The organism is Paenibacillus sp. VTT E-133280 (assembly GCF_002264385.1).
Classification (GTDB): domain Bacteria; phylum Bacillota; class Bacilli; order Paenibacillales; family Paenibacillaceae; genus Paenibacillus_AQ; species Paenibacillus_AQ nitricinens.
Genome location: NZ_NFUX01000009.1, coordinates 1 through 17159, shown reverse-complemented (window position 1 = coordinate 17159; position 17159 = coordinate 1). Strand labels below are relative to the sequence as shown.

Below are 17159 nucleotides of genomic sequence, written 5' to 3'. Positions count from 1 at the left end.
GATCTTTAATTTTTACATATCATTCTGGAGTTTTTCAACTTTATGAAACCGCTTTTATAGCCCAGAATAAAAGATAGTTAAAGGGGCAAGGAAATAAGATCGAAAGGGTATTACGGGGATTGTTTGGGGATAGAGAAGGGGGATGTAGAATAGTGTCTGCATTTTTCAAAAGCTTAAATAAGGATAAAGTACTGTGGTTTATGGTATTGCCAGGGACAATATGGTTCCTAATTTTTTGTTACTTACCAATGTTCGGAACCATTATTGCATTTAAGGATTTCAAGATTCATCGGGACGGTTTCTTTGCAAGCGTTTTAAATAGTAAATGGGTTGGCATTGAAAATTTCAACTTTTTGTTCTCGACGGAAGACGCCTATATTATTACAAGAAACACGATACTGTATAACTTGGCGTTGATCTCTCTCGGTTTAGTTCTTGCGGTGGGCATTGCGATCACCTTAAATGAACTTGTGAACAAACGGACGGCCAAAGTTTATCAAACGGCGATGTTTATGCCTTATTTCCTTTCTTGGGTAATTATTAGTTTCTTTACATTCAGCTTCCTAAGTGTAGATAAAGGGATCTTGAATCAAGTGATTACGTACTTTGGAGGCGATCCTGTTTCCTGGTATGGGGATACTCGATTTTGGCCATATATCCTAATTTTCATGGGGATTTGGAAATCAATTGGTTATTCAAGTGTTGTTTACTTAGCGGCTATTGCGGGTATCGACAAGTCCTATTACGAAGCGGCTATGATTGATGGGGCCAGCAAATGGCAGCAAATTAAGTTTATTACACTTCCCTTGCTTAAACCTTTAATGGTAACGCTAACGATTCTTGCGATTGGTGGTATTTTCAGATCTGACTTCGGTCTATTCTATCAAATTCCTCGGGATTCCGGTGTTCTATATTCCGTAACGAATGTTATCGATACTTATATCTATCGAAGCATGAGTACGACAGGAAACCTAGGGATGAGTACAGCAGCGGGTCTATATCAATCAATCGTCGGATTTATCATGGTAATTGTAACGAATTCTATTGTGAAAAAAATCAGCAAAGAAAACGCGATATTCTAGAAAGGAGTCAATTGACGTTATGGAAGTATTCAAACGTAAGCCGAAAGAAGTCGACAACAACGCCATTACTCCTTTTTGGAATGTGGTACTCAATATTGTGATAGGAATTTTCGCTTTTACCTGTGTGTTTCCGTTCTTGTTTGTCATAGCCATTTCTTTTACAGATGAGAAAGTCCTCGCTTTAAATGGATTTAGCTTAATTCCAGAAAAATTTAGTATGGCGGCATATCAGTTTGTTTTTAACACAGGAGATCAGTTATTTCGTTCCTTTGGAGTCACCTTACTTGTTACTGTACTAGGTACGCTCATTAGCTTATTTCTAATTACAACTTACGCCTATGTTCTTTCTCGAAGATCATTTCGCTATCGTAATTTTTTCAGCTTCTTCGCCTTTTTTACGATGTTATTCTCAGGCGGTATGGTTCCAAACTATATCGTAGCAACGCAGTTTTTACATTTGTACAACACGATCTGGGCTTTGATATTGCCAATAGCGATGAATGCATTCTTTATTCTAGTAATGCGGACCTTCTTCCAGACTTCAGTGCCTGATGCACTCATTGAGGCAGCTAAAATTGACGGTTCAGGGGAGTTTCGGACGTTCCTGCAAATTGTACTTCCGATCTCTTTACCAGGGATTGCAACGATTGGATTGTTCTGTACGCTGGGCTATTGGAATGATTGGTTTAATGCGCTGCTGTATATAGATGATGCGAGTCTTGTACCGCTCCAAGCGATGCTGATGCGAATCCAGAATAATATGGAGTTCGTCATTCAGAACAGTATGCAGATGGGATCAAGCTTTGAGATTGCTGCGACCTTGCCGACAGAAACCGTTCGTATGGCGATGGTTGTACTGGCGACCTTGCCTATAGCACTAGCGTATCCTTTCTTCCAAAAATATTTTGTACAAGGCTTAACCGTAGGCTCTTTAAAAGAGTAACGTTATTATGATGTATTTATTCGAATCGCTAGTACTAGGAAACGATATAAATAAAAAGTTAATTAATCTAAAGGGGGAAAATAGAAATGAAAGCGAAAAAAAGTTTAACGCTGGCTCTTGTAGGAACAATGCTTTTGTCTGGCCTTCTTGCTGGATGTGGTTCGAATAATAATACAAATGCTGCTAAAGAAACAAACAATTCAGCGGCTGCAGGGAATTCAGCAGAGAATACATCGGGATTAAAGCCATATGAGCTGAAGATGTATTTAATTGGTGGACCTCAAAAGGATTTGGATCTTGTACTAAAAGAAGTTAATAAATATACCCAAGAAAAAATTAATGCGACGTTGAACATTACGATGTTCGATTGGGGCGATTACGATAAGAAGATGCAAGTCATCACCGCTTCTGGTGAGCCTTATGACATTGCCTTTACCTCTTCTTGGACAAATGATTTCCGCCGTAACGCAGCTAATGGTACCTTCTTGGGTCTGAACGATTTGCTAGATAAGTATGGAAAGGAAACGAAAGAAGTTTTGGACCCTCGTTTCTTAGAAGGAACTAAGATTAAAGGTGAGATCTACGGTGTTCCTGTAAATAAGGAGCTTGGACAGCAATGGGTATGGCGCTTCAATAAGAAATATGTTGATAAATACAACATGGACATTTCCAATATTCGTACATTGGATGATCTAGAGCCACTTCTTAAAACAATTAAAGAGAATGAGCCTGCGGATATTACACCGCTAGCTGTTCCTAAAGGCTTTAAACCATTCATGCCATTTGACTATGTACTTGGTGATGAGTTACCTATCGGGGTCTATATGGATTCCACAGATGGCAAGGTTGTTAATATTCTGGAGACACCTGAACTTGCAACATCGTTAGATACGATGCGTAGACTTTACACAGCAGGTTACTTACGTCCAGACGTTGCAACCCTTGAAGGTATTGATAACATTAAGACAGGTAAATGGTTTGCCGATCGCGAAATCACACAGCCTTATGCAGAAAAAGGTTGGTCTCGTTCAGCAGGTTATGAAATTGTAACTTCGCCTATGCATGAGCCTTATGTATATACACAATCCGCCGCAGGTTCGATGCACGCTATTTCCGTAACCTCAGGTGATCCTGAACGGGCTATGATGTTCTTGAATCTTTTGAACACAGATAAGTACTTACGCAACTTGCTCAACTATGGTATTGAAGGCACTCATTATAAGAAAATCTCCGAAAATGTCATTGAAGATCTGCCAGCTATGCAAGATAGCTATGCAATGCCAGGCTTCACGCTTGGAAATATGTTACTGACTTATCTGCATGCAGATGACCCTGCTGATAAATGGGATGCTTTCAAGAAGTTTAATGATTCTTCAAAAGAAGCCCCTACCTTCGGTTTTGCATTTGACCCTACACCTGTAAAAACAGAAGTAGCAGCCATCAACAACGTAACTAAAGAATTTATGCCAGCGCTATACACAGGTTCTGTTGATCCTAAAACATATCTGCCAAAAGCAACCAAGAAATTTAAAGAAGCTGGACTGGAAAAAGTCATTGCTGAAGTTCAAAAGCAACTTGATGAGTGGAACCAGACAAAGAAATAAGCTTTGAACGTAACAAAACGCCTACGATTAATCTAAAGGTAACACAAATAGGATTAGTGGAGACGGGCAGCTATGCTGCCCGTCTCTCTATCTATACTCATTTTTATCAAGAGGAGTGGGAATATGGAACAATTTAGACTGCCAACGATCTCAATGCCGAAGCTTCCGCTTCCACAAGCGATTCAAGAGGTATTGAACGAAGCAGAGGAGAAATTAGCTCATCGGCCTAAACTACTGCAGCTCTTCAAGAACTGCTTCCCGAATACACTTGAGACAACGACTAAGCTCATGGATGATGGAACAACATTCATCATTACTGGTGATATCCCTGCTTCCTGGTTGCGGGATTCTGTAGAGCAGGTTATGCACTATGTGCCATTTGCGAAGAATGACCCGGATCTTCAACGTATCATTAGCGGTCTAATTAAACGACATATTCAGTATATACATATTGATCCGTACGCCAATGCGTTTAACGAAACAGCAAATGACTGGCATTGGAGCACTAGCGATATTACGGAAATGTCCCCTTGGGTGTGGGAACGTAAATTCGAGATCGATTCTCTCTGTTTTTCTATGCGTCTGGCTTATGCCTATTGGAAAGAAACGGGGAAGACTGATATATTCGACGCCGGATTTAAGGCAGCAATGGTCAAAATATTCAACTTATTTAAAACTGAACAGCGCCATAACGAATTATCTCCATACCGTTTTACGCGTAATAACGGAATTCCTGAAGATACGCTGCGCAACAACGGCCTTGGTATGCCTGTAAATTACACGGGTATGGTCTGGTCTGGGTTCCGATCAAGCGATGATGCTTGCGACTTTCATTACAACATCCCAGGAAATATGTTTGCCGTTGTTGCCTTACGTCATATGCAGGAATTCGCAGAATGGGTATTCCGTGATCTTGAATTTCTGGAAGAGCTTAAAGCATTAGAAGCGGACATTGATCATGGCATCAAGCTGTATGGGATTTACCGTCATCCTAAGTTTGGTCCAATCTACGCCTACGAGACCGATGGGTATGGCAACTACTGCTTGATGGATGATGCGGGAACACCGGGACTCATGTCGATTCCTTATCTCGGCTATGTTACGGCAGAGGATGAGATTTATCAGAATACACGCCGATTTGCGCTGAGCAAGGAGAATCCTTTTTACTTTGAAGGAACCGCAGCGAAAGGGATTGGCAGTCCACATACTCCGAAAGATTATATCTGGCATATGGCATTGTCTATGCAAGGTTTGACGGCTTCTACGAGGGAAGAGAAGCTGGACATGCTTGCGATGCTAGAGTCAACTGATGCGGGGACTGGTTTTATGCATGAAGGATTTCATGTCGATGACCCGAATATATTCACTAGGAAATGGTTCGCTTGGTCCAATAGTCTGTTCTCCCAACTCGTCTATAAAGCGATGAAGGAAGGACTACTATGAGCAGCCCTAACAGACCTGTAATTATATTCTATGATTCTGATTTTCCGATTTCGAATTCGATTCCTAGCGATGCGATTAAATCCATGCGTGAGTTCGGTACGATTGTGAATGGAGATCAGCTTGCAGCAGCGCTTAGGGAAACCGAAGGCGGCTGTTTCATTAATCTGCATGCACCCTATTTCCCAAAAGCGGCATGGATAGACATTCTTGGATATTTGCAGAGAGGTGGCGGGCTGATCAGCATTGGAGGCGCCCCCTTCAAACAACCCGTTCGCTGGAAAAATGAACAATGGCATGTGGAAGCGGAGCAGACTTCATATCATCAAGAGCTGTATATTCATGAGGCATTACGTGTTGATTGTTCTCGTAATCAATCCTTGCTAGCATCAGATGTCATTCCTTTGCTTAAGGGTCAAGAAGCTCTCTTTTCAGCGAGTGAAGAGACATGGAACCTTGTGCCACATACGACGAAGACGAGTGATTTGCCCCATCAAATGGGGTCGGCAGGTCCGATGAGCACACGCATTTACCCGCTTTTGAAGGGAATTACGCATGAGGGCCGGGAAACTGCCGCTCCAGTAGTTCTTTGGGAGAATACGATTGGTTTATTTGCAGGCTCACGCTGGTTGTTCGTAAATACGGCTGCAACGTCTTCTTTATGGAAGGAAAAAGGGCTGTCCGCGATGTCTGAGTGGGTTCGTTTCTGCAGTAAGGGTGTAACGGAAATGTGGGTTAAGCCAAATTACGCATCATATGAGCCAGGAGAACGCGCTTCTCTGACACTTCAGATTCAGCAGCTTGAGCGGGTAAAACCTTCTTTGCGAAATGAAGACAAATGGAAGTTAACAATGTATGTTGAGCATGAATCCGATCCCTCCTTGCGTTGGTCCCACAGTTTGGAGATGAAGGCTAATGCTGAGCTTAACATCGTTCGGGTGCCTATTCCTCTGGAAATTAGGAGCGGTCTGTTCCAAGTGATCTGCGAAGCGGAAGCCAGTGATGGTGAGGTCCGTATTCTTCGTCAAGGGTTCTGGGGGCATGCCCCTGAACTTCTTGCAGCAGGTCAACCGGTAACGAGTGGAAGAGATTATTTCATAAAAGATGGGCGTCCGCTACCTGTTGTGGGGATGACATATATGACGAGTGATGTGGCACGGAAATTTCTATTTCTGCCGAACGTCGGGGTATGGGATCGCGATATGGATCAAATGCGGAAGGCAGGGATTAACTGGATCCGAACAGGAATCTGGACGGCTTATCGCAATGTGATGCAAGACGATGGTCATGTTTCAGAAGAGGTACTGCGAGCGATTGATGCCTTTATCATGACGGCGAAGAAGCATGATCTTCAGGTGACTTTCACGTTTTTCTCCTTCACACCGGAAACGTGGGGTGGGGTAAATCCTTACTTGGACCCCCAAAGTGTTGAGGCTCAGAAGCGGTTCATTCGTTCTATTGTATCTCGTCATAAAGCGTCTTCGAATGTAGATTGGGATCTTATTAATGAACCGTCGATGTTTGATCCGGCACGGATTTTCTCGGAGGGTCCGAGTTCATGTCATGATCGCTTCGAGCAACAAGCTTTTATAGAATGGCTTCGGCATAGACATGGGGAAATCGAAGTGCTACAGGAACGTTGGAATATGACACCCGCACTGCTTCCAGACTTTGCATCGGCAGGGCTGCCAGAAGCGAAAGAGATGAACTTCGATGTACAGGATATGCACAGCGCTAAAAGAGGGACACGTTGGCTTGATTATTGCTTGTTCTCTATGGATATGCATAACCGGTGGGTGAAGCAGTTATATGACACCATTAAGGAGCAATGTCCAGATCAGATGGTTACGGTTGGGCAGGATGAAGGGCTAGGGGCACAGCGACCTTCGCCGTTCTTCTACGAGGAGGCGGTGGATTACACCACTGTACATTCCTGGTGGTTTAATGATTATCTGGTGTGGGATGGCATCTTTGCCAAGACGCCTAATAAGCCAAACCTGATTCAAGAAACCGGCGTCATGTATGTAGAAACTCCTGATGGACGAGCCAAACGTTCGGAGCTAGAGCTGCGAAATCTGCTCGAACGCAAATATGCCTATGCGTTTGGAACTGCTGGTGCGGGGGCCATACACTGGATTTGGAATACGAACTTCTATATGGATAATGCGAATGAGTCCCATATCGGAGCATTGAGAGCAGATGGAACCGAAAAGCCAGAGGCGGATGTCTCATATGACTTCGGGAATTTTATAACAAGCATTCGTGACGTATTTGGAGATCGGAAACTGGAAGAGATTGCGGTTGTATTTCCGTATTCGAATGATTTCTCTAACCGGAAGCTGGCTTTCGCTGCTACAACAGAGCTTACCCGTATTCTTTCATATGATCTGAAGATGCCTTTCAGAGGGGTTTCTGAATACCACTTGGATGATTTGGAGAAGCACCCTGTGAAGCTTATTATGCTGCCAAGCGCGCATAACTTCGATGATGCAGCGATGGAAAGGCTGTTACGCATCGTTGAAGAAACAGGTGCGGTATTACTTGCTACAGGCCCGCTCGACATTGATGCTTACTGGCGTTCTTCAGAGCGTTTTAGTGATATTCTCGGCAAGCGTGAATTGCGTAATGTGCGCCGTGAAGAAGTGCTTAGCCTTCAAGGTCAAGAACTACCCGTCTCCTTCGGTCACCGGCGGATTGCTGAGGTATCGAAGGAAACGATGATTCACGAATCCGGCGGAAGTGGAAGTTCTGCCATAGATACTGTCGTGAATATTCCACTCGGCAAAGGCCGGCTCCTATGGAGTCCACTGCCCGTTGAATTGAGCGACCGAAGTGACACTACAGCTGCACTGTATCGCTACGCGTTGAATGCTGCTCATGTGGAGTGTGACTTGGAGTGGATTAGCGGAGGGGACTTAGCAGGCATCTATGGACGGAAATTGAGCTTTGATACGGGGGCGCTGTTCACCTTCGTGTCCGAATATACTCAAGATGTGAAGATAGAGGTAATGGATTCGGCTACTGGCCGGACCTACGCGTTCTTATTAGAACAGGAACGTTCTGTCCTGTTCGCTACGGATACTAAAGGAAATCTGCTTGGCGTGTATCGTCCGCAGGAAGTAGAAATCCATGTAACTTATCCACAGCTACTACATTAAGCATATTAGTAGAGAAACGTATTGCATATAAGGAGGTCTTCACTTTGGAAAGCTCAGATAAATCTATTAAACCTCAGACTGCTCATATCATTTCTCATACCCACTGGGACCGGGAATGGTATCTTCCATATGAAAAGCATCACGTGCGCCTTATTAAACTGGTCGATGAATTGCTGGATCGATTGGACGCGGATGGTGAATTTAAGAGTTTCTTTCTGGATGGACAGACAATTATTCTGGAGGATTATCTTCAAGTTCGTCCCGAAAATCAAGAGCGTCTACAAAAATATATTACGGAAGGTCGTCTTCTGATCGGACCTTGGTATATACTGCAGGATGCTTTCCTTACCAGCGGAGAGGCAAACGTACGTAATATGCAGATTGGTCATCAGGATTCGAAGCGTTACGGAGAACCTTCCAAGATCGGTTATTTTCCGGACACCTTTGGCCTAGTTGGCCAGACTCCACAATTAATGAAGCAATCGGGCATTAATAATGCCTTTTTTGGAAGAGGTGTAAAGCCGACTGGATTCAACAATACAGTATCGGACGGTGGATATGAATCTTCGTTCTCCGAGCTGGTATGGGAAGGTCCGGATGGATCGAAAGTGCTTGGCATTTTATTTGCAAACTGGTATTCGAACGGAAACGAAGTGCCAGTGAATGAAGCAGAGGCACAAGAGTTCTGGGAGAAGAAGTTAGCAGATGCGCGGAAATTTGCCTCTACAGGCGAGCTACTATTCATGAACGGCTGCGATCATCAGCCGGCTCAGCTGGATTTGCCGGAGGCGATCGAAACTGCGAAGCGGCTATATCCAGATATGGAGTTTGTCCATTCTAACTTCCCTGATTACCTTAAGGCTGTAGAGGATGTAATGGATCACAACAAATTATCGACCGTAAAGGGCGAACTGCGAAGCCAGCACACTGACGGATGGGGGACGCTAGTGAATACCGCATCTGCTCGTGTTTATTTGAAACAGATGAATCAGGAAGGTCAGGTCTTGCTTGAAAAAGTGGCTGAGCCACTTGCTTCGTTCGCACAATTACTGGGCAAAGATTATCCCCATCATCTGTTCACCTATGCCTGGAAGACGCTGATGCAGAATCACCCGCATGACAGCATTTGCGGCTGCAGTGTGGATGAGGTGCATCGAGAAATGGTCACCCGTTTTGATAAAAGCCGCCATGTAGCAGAGACCATTGTTGATGATAGTAAGCGTGTGATCGCAGATGCGGTTGATACGTCTGGTTTTACAGCATATGGTGAAGAAGTGCTTCCACTCGTAGTTATGAATACGACCGGATGGAGTCGCACGGGTACAGTGAGCATAGAAATTGATGCGGCACGTCTATATTTGCGAGAGGGTTTCTCTTTAGAAGAAACAGCCAGCCGTATGAAAGATATTGTTTTAAACGTCCGTGAATTAGTAGACGATCAAGGGAATACCATTACATGCCAGATGGAGGATTTGGGTCTTCAGTTTGGTTATGATTTGCCTGACGATAAATTCCGCCAGCCCTATATGTGCCGCCGAGTAAGACTTACCTTTGAAGCTGTGCAAGTTCCGGCGCTGGGTCTTCGTGCATATGCGTGGGTTCGCCGTGCTAACGCAGGGTTGCCTATAGCTCCTGAATCTTTGCTTCAAGGGGATCGGGTGTTGGAGAATGAGACCATCAAAGTAGTGATCCATGATAATGGTTCATTTACGCTGAGTGACAAAGCCAGTGGCATGACCTACCGGGATCTTGGTGTGTATGAGAACACAGGTGATATCGGGAATGAATACATGTATAAACAGCCAGAGGGTGAACAAGCTTTAACGACTAAGGGACTACAGGCGAACATTTGTGTTCTGGAAAACACACCTTATCGAGCATCTGTGGAAATTAAGCATGACTGGGAGATTCCAGTCTCAGCAGATGATAAGCTGGACGAGGAACAGCGTGCTCTTGTGTACTACCCAGAGCGGAAAGCACAGCGCAGTAATGACACAGTCATTCTTAAACTTCGTACCGTAATTAGCTTGGAGCGGGGCGGGAAGGGGCTGCATATCGAAACGACGATAGACAATAAAGCCAAAGATCACCGGATTCGGGCGCTATTTCCGACAGATTTATGCACCGCCACACATCATGTAGATTCGATGTTTGAGGTTGCGGAGCGGAATATTGAGCCAGCTGCAGAATGGATGAATCCGAGTAATACGCAGCATCAGCAAGCCTTTGTTGATATCAGTAATGACACAGCCGGTCTAACCGTCGCTAACTTTGGATTAAATGAATATGAAGTGCTAAGAGACGGTCGTAACACCATTGCGATTACACTACTCCGTAGCGTGGGTGAACTGGGAGACTGGGGGTTGTTCCCAACTCCAGAAGCGCAGTGTCTCGGAGAGCACGTTGTACGTATGGAGCTCATCCCACACACAGGAGATGGTATAGCCTCAGGTGCTTTTGCTGAAGCCTATCAATTCCAGATTCCTTGGATCGTATGTCAGACTGATGTACATGAAGGAGCAATTGCTCCGGTGTATACTCCATTCGAATGGGAGAGTCATGAGCTCGCATTTTCCTCTCTAAAAATGAACGAGCAGACTGGAGACCTACTGCTTCGCTGGTACAACATGAGTCAGCAGAGTACCGACCTGACCATCCGTTCAACGATACCGCAGCAGTATTTCTATAAGACGTCGATCCTGGAAGAGGAGAGCCACCCACTCTCTAGTGAAGAGAAAGGCAGTTCGCTCTTACAGATCGGTCCATGTGAAATTATAACGATTGGTATTCGGAGATAATATGAATATAAAGACGATAGTTAACCTAGGCATCAGCTTGGGAGCTATCGTCTTTTTTTTAAAAAAAAGATTGCCAAATATAACTAATAAAATTAAAATTAGTTTGTATAGAAAACTTGGTTTTGTATAATGTTCGAAGGAGGTGCTCACATGGAGAAAAAATATTGGGTGCCTGCTTTGGAGAAAGCAGACGGGATTCTACGCCTTGTATCCGAGGAACCCTATAAGCATCGATTAATTGATTTATCCAATCAGCTTGGTATCCATAAGAGTTCTATGTATTCTATTTTGCAGACTATGGAAGTACTTGATTGGGTGAATAGAGATACTAACGATACTTATGCCATTGGCTCCGCTACGGGAAGGTGGGGAGATTCCTACTTGCAAGGTCAGGACTTAATCTCATCATTCCACCGAGAAGCTGCCGCCACAAGAGAACGCCTGCAAGAGACGGTTCAGTTGGCCAGACTTGAAGGTAATGAAGTGTTGTATCTGGCTAAGGAGGAAGCGCCGACTATGGTCAGGCTAGCATCCGGCCCCGGTATGAAGTTCCCGGCTCATGTGACTGCACTTGGGAAATTGCTTCTGTCGTTCATTGATGATAAAGATCTGGATTCATTGTACCCGATTCAAGAATTAACGAGCGCTACAGAGTATTCATTGAAAACTAAGGCGGATCTGGTTAAGCAACTACGAATCATCCGCGATAAGGGGATTGCTTTCGATGAGCAGGAAGTTATCGTTGGGTTCAGCTGTGTTTCAGCCCCGATCCTATCTAAATCAGGTGAGGCTATCGCAGCAGTGAGCTGTACCATGCAGCAGCATATCTGGGAGAAAAAGAAGGATGTTGCGGAGGCTGAAATTCGTCATTTGGCGAATCGGTTATCGCTATACCAAGGAGGCAATCATTAATGAGATTAGCCAATAAAGTCATCTTAATTACGGGATCAGGTTCAGGGATCGGAAGAAGCACGGCATTGCTGTTTGCTCGTGAAGGCGCAACTGTAATTGTGAACGATTTAGATGAAGCAAAAGGTATAGAGACTTTGAAGAATATTCATGCAGATGGAGGAAAAGGTCATTTCATCCATGCGGATGTGACCCATGCTGAATCTGTAGAGCAGATGGTTGATCAAATCATTGAACACTACGGTCATATAGATGTGCTTTTTAACAACGCAGGAATTAGCGGAGTAGGCGCTTTACATGAAGTTGAACCGGATGCATGGGAACGGGTAATTCAGGTCAATATTCGGGGTGTATATTTGCCATCCAAATATGTGCTACCTCATATGATGAAACGAAAATCCGGCAACATCATTAATATGTCCTCTTGCGTCGCAGAAATCGGGCTCGCCAGAAGAGCTTCTTATTCAGCTACCAAAGGAGCGGTATTGGCCCTGACGAAATCCATGCAAGTAGATTACGCAGTATACAATATTCGTGTAAATGCCCTTTTACCAGGCACAATCTTAACACCGTTCGTTGAGAATTACTTAAAAACCTCTTACGATAATCCGGAAACTGCGATTGCGTCAATTAAGAAACGTCAGCTTAGTGAAGAGCTCGGCTTACCTGAGGATGTTGCCCAAGCCGCCTTATTTCTTGCTTCGGATGAATCAAAATTTATGATGGGTTCTCCTCTCTATATTGATGGAGGCGCAACTTTTGGGAAAAACGCCTGAACAGCATGAAACGATAAAAGGAAGGGGAACTAATAATGAAGTTATTAACATTCCTTAACAATGGCGATTACCAATTAGGGGTCGTAACAGAAAAGGGAATATTGGATGTTGCAAGCGCTTTAATAGATTTGCCTAGACAGTATGGGTATTCCGTACCTATGACCGTTCACGAAGTCATTGACGGTGGTGAGGCAGCGGTTTCGAGGCTGGATCAATTCACAACTCAAGCACTGGATATAGCTGGAGAAGACTGTTCATACCTATTAGATGAAGAGAAGTTGACACTCGGTCCATGCGTGACTCATCCAAATAAAATTATCTGTGTCGGTCTTAACTATCGCAAGCATGCGGTTGAAACGAACGCATCGATCCCTGAGTTCCCGATATTGTTCAATAAATTTAATAACACGTTGGCGGGACATGGCGGCGATATTCCGCTTCCAAGAGTGACAAAAAAAGTTGATTACGAAGCAGAGCTTGTTATCGTTATCGGTAAATCAGCTAAGTACGTTACGAAAGAGGACGCGCTTAACCACGTATTTGGTTATTGCAACGTAAATGATTTGTCCGCACGTGACTTGCAGCTAAGGACTCCGCAATGGCTGTTAGGCAAGTCATGTGATAAATTCTCTCCTCTTGGACCTTATCTAGTTACAACGGATGAAATAGAAAACCCGAATGATTTAGAGATTAAATGTACAGTCAACGGAGAAATCCGCCAGCATTCGAATACGTCAGATATGATTTTCCAATGCGATGAGATTGTAAGTTATATTTCGCAACATATGACGCTTGTGCCTGGAGACATCATTTTGACTGGAACACCAGAAGGCGTCGTCCTCGGTTATCCGGTAGATCAGCAGATTTACCTGAGGGCTGGTGATATCGTCACGATTGAGATTGAGAAGCTCGGCAAGCTGACGAATCGGCTCGTTAAGGAAGACTGAGAATGTACTCATTTTGTGAGGTGAAAGCATGAGAGTTGATGCACATCAGCATTATTGGCGATTAAGTCGAGGCGATTACGGATGGCCTACACCAGAAGTTCCATTACTATATAAAGATTTTATGCCTGATGACCTGACAGAATCATTACTACGACATGGAATCACGAAAACCATTGTTGTTCAAGCAGCAGCTACTGTTGAAGAAACTGAATTTTTACTAAGTTTATGCGAGATCCATGATTCAATAGCTGGTGTTGTGGGGTGGCTAGATTTAGAGCAGGACAATTTTACGGAAACCTTTGAACTTTTGCGTAAAAATCCTTATTTTATTGGCCTCCGATTAATGCTTCAAAGTATTGATGCTGATGAATACTTGCAACGTCCTCAAGTTATTCATCATTTAAAATGGTTAGAGACCATGGGATTCCCTGTTGATTTATTGATCCATGCTGCACAATTCCCAGCCGTATTGAAATTGCTCAAGCTTGTGCCAAATCTACATGCGGTCATTGACCATATAGGTAAGCCACAAATTTCCCAGCAGGAAACCTCACCTTGGCAAGAGTGGGTTACGGAGGTCGCGCAATATCCCCAGACGTATTGCAAACTTTCAGGCATGGTTACCGAAGCAAATATGCCCTACTGGGTAGAAGCTGACTTTAACTTTTATATCAAACATGTCATATATGCATTTGGATTAAACAGGGTCATATTCGGCAGTGACTGGCCAGTGTGCCTGCTTGCAGCAAGCTATGATCAAACAGTAAGCATTTTGTTAAACAATTTACCTGAAGCGCTTACAGAGCGAGAATTAGACGATGTTTTTGGCAATAATGCGATCCGCTTTTATCAATTGGAGACATCAGATTTTATTGAAACTGGAGTGTAGCCTATGCAATTACAAGGGAAAGTCGTTATTGTTACAGGCGGTGGCTCTGGGATTGGCGAAGCGACTGCCAAATTATTTGTTAGTGAGGGTGCTAAAGTGATCATTGCGGACTGGAATGAGGCTGAAGCTAAACGAGTAGTCGAGGAAATTCATTCAGTTCATTGTGGGGATTCTGTTGCTTACGCTGTGAAAACAGATGTTTCATCGGAGCTAGAGGTTAAACAATTGGTAGAATGGGTCCTAAATAAGATTGGTAAGATTGACATTCTATTCAATAACGCAGCTGTTGTATTGCCGAAGTCCTTGGAGGATATTTCTGAATCAGAATGGACTCGTACCTTAGATATCAATTTGAAGAGTGTCTATTTGATGATTAAATTCTGCATTCCTTCGATTAGAGAAAACCGTGGCTGCATCGTGAATATGGCATCATTAAGCGGATTGGTAGGCCAAAAGCAAAATCCGGTATACTCTGCTTCAAAAGGCGCAATTATTGCAATGACTAAAGCATTAGCGTTGGATTACGCGAACGATGGAGTTCGTGTCAATTGTATATGTCCAGCAGGTGTAATGACGCCTTTATTAGAAGAGTGGATCGGTCAACAGCTCAATCCGGCAACTACAGTACAAGATTTGATCGATATGCATCCATTGGGAAGATGTGCCTCAACGGAAGAGATAGCAAGTGCCGCGTTGTATTTAGCTAGTGATTTATCCGGATTTGTTACGGGTGTAGCACTCCCTGTTGATGGTGGAGCAGCCTTAGGCTATTAATGGGTTAGTAGAAAGGGAGGGACGTAATGACTCGCTATGGAAGTGTTATTCATGTCAAGGATGAGAAGCTGGAAGAATACAAAGCATTACACGCATCTGTATGGTCAGAAGTGTTGTCTAGATTAAGGAAGTGTAACATTAAGAACTATTCCATTTTTTATAGAGACGGCTATTTATTCAGTTATTATGAATATACAGGGGATGACTACACGGCTGATATGGCCATCATGACTGAAGATCCTCGTACACAAGAATGGTGGAGCTTAACAGATCCTTGTCAGTATCCAGTGAAGTCTGCATTAGAAGGTGAATGGTGGGCGAGTATGGATGAGGTTTTCCATTTGGATTGAGTAATTATTTCATTTAAAGCTAGGGAGATGAAAAAAATGAAAATTACAAAAGTAGAAAGCTTCGTCTTACACGTTCCGATTACGCCACCAATTACGGATGCAATTAATGTTGCTACGCATTGGGGACTTGCAGGCGTTCGGATTTTTACAGATGAGGGTTTTGTGGGGTATGGGTATACAGGAACTTGTGCACATGGTGATGATATGATCGTTGATACGATTGACCGTTATTACGCTCCTTTATTAATTGGCAAAGATCCGTTTATGGTGAAAGAAATTTGGGATGAGCTGCGTTTTGGAAAAATGCATTGGATTGGTAGAGCGGGAGTTACTCATATGGCATTGGCTGCAGTAGATATTGCACTTTGGGATATTATGGCGAAAGCTTCCAATAAACCGTTGTGGCAATATCTTGGCGGACATAAATCCAAACAAATAAAAGCTTATAATACAAACGGCGGCTGGTTGAACTGGTCTAAAGAACGTTTAATTAAGGACGTTACTGAAATAGTAGAGCAGGGCTTCACTGGAGTCAAAATTAAAGTGGGTAAAGCAGATTCACATGAGGATTATGATCGTTGCAAAGCGGTTCGTAAGGCGATAGGAGATCAAACCATCTTCATGATCGATGTGAACCAACAGTGGAATATCAATACAGCGATGACATGGGGGAAGAAGTTAGAGGAATTTGATTTGTTCTGGTTAGAAGAACCCTTAAATCCAGATGACATCATGGGACATAAGAAGCTGGCCGATGCATTAAATGTACCTATTGCGTTAGGTGAACATGTCTATACGAAATATGCATTCCGGGATTATATCCATCATGGGGCACTCGAATATTGCCAAGTAGATGTAACGCGTGTTGGTGGGATTACGGAATGGCAACAGATTGCAGGTTTAGCCGCTTCATACGATATTCCGATTTGTCCGCATGTTGGTGATATGGGGCAAATTCATCAGCATTTGGTTGCAGCAACACCGGGTGCGATCATGCTGGAATACATTCCTTGGATCCGTCATATTTTTGTGGAGCCGGCCACTGTAGTCAACGGGCACTATATACTTCCTCAAATGCCGGGTGCATCAACAGAGATTATACCAGCGCTGTTTGATCTGTATCGAGTGAGATAATGAAGAAGATGATGCTTTAAGCCTACACTCATAAGTGGAACATGAACAAGAAACCCGCTTTATGCATGGTCAAGACCCCATTTTATAGACACTGAAAAAAGACCCTAGGCTATAAGCTGCTCCCGGTACCGAACCGGAGGAAGCTTATTTAGCTTTCGTTGTGGTCGATGCTTGTTGTAAAAGTGGATATATTCTTCAATTTTCCTTTGTACCTCGTCCATATTTCGGATATCATAAGGGTAGAGTCCTTCCGTTTTGAGATGCGAGAGGAAGCTCTCCATCGAGGCATTGTCATAACAATTTCCTCGACGAGACATGCTGATTTGGGCGCCAACCTTTGGCAGCATGTCGTGGT

Annotated in this window: 14 protein-coding genes; 13 read left to right on the top strand and 1 reads right to left on the bottom strand. The window is 43.7% G+C overall.

The features are described 5' to 3' along the window. Window positions 1-200: 200 nt before the first annotated feature. From CA600_RS06070 to CA600_RS06010, 13 genes are all read left to right on the top strand, one after another. On the top strand, window positions 201-1082 hold the full coding sequence (locus tag CA600_RS06070; RefSeq protein WP_094869451.1) for an ABC transporter permease: 882 nt from the start codon (window positions 201-203) through the stop codon (window positions 1080-1082). A gap of 19 nt (window positions 1083-1101) precedes the next feature. Next, window positions 1102-2025 carry a carbohydrate ABC transporter permease gene (locus CA600_RS06065; protein WP_094869368.1) on the top strand — a complete coding sequence of 308 codons (924 nt, stop codon included), beginning with the start codon at window positions 1102-1104 and terminating at the stop codon, window positions 2023-2025. 86 nt (window positions 2026-2111) lie between these two features. Continuing rightward, the gene (locus tag CA600_RS06060; RefSeq protein ID WP_094869367.1) at window positions 2112-3629 is read left to right on the top strand and encodes an ABC transporter substrate-binding protein; all 1518 of its coding nucleotides are present in this window, start codon (window positions 2112-2114) and stop codon (window positions 3627-3629) included. Between the two features lie 123 nt (window positions 3630-3752). Then, window positions 3753-5072, top strand: a complete 1320-nt coding sequence (locus CA600_RS06055; RefSeq protein ID WP_094869366.1) for a glycoside hydrolase family 125 protein — start codon at window positions 3753-3755, stop codon at window positions 5070-5072. Further along, the gene (locus CA600_RS06050; protein ID WP_094869365.1) at window positions 5069-8227 is read left to right on the top strand and encodes a beta-galactosidase; all 3159 of its coding nucleotides are present in this window, start codon (window positions 5069-5071) and stop codon (window positions 8225-8227) included. The genes CA600_RS06055 and CA600_RS06050 overlap by 4 nt, the downstream gene beginning before the upstream one ends. Window positions 8228-8271: 44 nt before the next feature. After that, entirely contained in the window at window positions 8272-11025 is a 2754-nt protein-coding gene (locus CA600_RS06045) for an alpha-mannosidase (RefSeq protein WP_094869364.1), read from the top strand. 150 nt (window positions 11026-11175) lie between these two features. Beyond that, window positions 11176-11937 carry an IclR family transcriptional regulator gene (locus CA600_RS06040; RefSeq protein ID WP_094869363.1) on the top strand — a complete coding sequence of 254 codons (762 nt, stop codon included), beginning with the start codon at window positions 11176-11178 and terminating at the stop codon, window positions 11935-11937. Then, on the top strand, window positions 11937-12710 hold the full coding sequence (locus tag CA600_RS06035; protein ID WP_094869362.1) for an SDR family NAD(P)-dependent oxidoreductase: 774 nt from the start codon (window positions 11937-11939) through the stop codon (window positions 12708-12710). Before CA600_RS06040 ends, CA600_RS06035 begins: the two co-directional genes overlap by 1 nt. A 35-nt stretch (window positions 12711-12745) precedes the next feature. Then, window positions 12746-13657, top strand: a complete 912-nt coding sequence (locus CA600_RS06030) for a fumarylacetoacetate hydrolase family protein (protein WP_094869361.1) — start codon at window positions 12746-12748, stop codon at window positions 13655-13657. Window positions 13658-13685: 28 nt separating this feature from the next. Continuing rightward, the gene (locus tag CA600_RS06025) at window positions 13686-14546 is read left to right on the top strand and encodes an amidohydrolase family protein (protein ID WP_094869360.1); all 861 of its coding nucleotides are present in this window, start codon (window positions 13686-13688) and stop codon (window positions 14544-14546) included. Between the two features lie 3 nt (window positions 14547-14549). After that, window positions 14550-15320 carry an SDR family NAD(P)-dependent oxidoreductase gene (locus CA600_RS06020; protein ID WP_094869359.1) on the top strand — a complete coding sequence of 257 codons (771 nt, stop codon included), beginning with the start codon at window positions 14550-14552 and terminating at the stop codon, window positions 15318-15320. A 26-nt stretch (window positions 15321-15346) separates the two neighbouring features. Next, on the top strand, window positions 15347-15670 hold the full coding sequence (locus CA600_RS06015; RefSeq protein ID WP_094869358.1) for an L-rhamnose mutarotase: 324 nt from the start codon (window positions 15347-15349) through the stop codon (window positions 15668-15670). A gap of 36 nt (window positions 15671-15706) precedes the next feature. Continuing rightward, the gene (locus CA600_RS06010) at window positions 15707-16804 is read left to right on the top strand and encodes a mandelate racemase/muconate lactonizing enzyme family protein (RefSeq protein WP_094869357.1); all 1098 of its coding nucleotides are present in this window, start codon (window positions 15707-15709) and stop codon (window positions 16802-16804) included. A 104-nt stretch (window positions 16805-16908) separates the two neighbouring features. Here CA600_RS06010 and CA600_RS06005 read toward each other — a convergent pair. Then, the coding region (locus tag CA600_RS06005; RefSeq protein ID WP_143812107.1) for an integrase core domain-containing protein at window positions 16909-17159 on the bottom strand (251 nt) is incomplete at its 5' end.